Raw genomic sequence first — 227 nt, forward strand, 5'->3', positions numbered from 1 at the left:
TAGCGATATAAACTAATTAAAAAACTCAAAAATACGCAGTTGTTTCTCGGTTTAATTATCTTAATAATTAAAGGAAAATAATTGATAATATCTAGTTTTCAAAGAACAAATTCCTTGGCACTTTCGTACCAATGGAGAATAGCGGGATCGAACCGCTGACCCCCTGCTTGCAAAGCAGGTGCTCTCCCATCTGAGCTAATTCCCCAAAATGATGACCTTGCGGTCAA

The 227-nt window shown here is 37.4% G+C and carries 1 tRNA gene; it reads right to left on the reverse strand.

Going from position 1 to position 227, the window contains the following annotated elements:
• Positions 1-132: 132 nt before the first annotated feature.
• Positions 133-205, reverse strand: a tRNA-Ala gene (locus HF569_RS12805).
• Between the last annotated feature and the right edge of the window lie 22 nt (positions 206-227).

The organism is Levilactobacillus tujiorum, assembly GCF_012641185.1.
Lineage (GTDB): Bacteria > Bacillota > Bacilli > Lactobacillales > Lactobacillaceae > Levilactobacillus > Levilactobacillus tujiorum.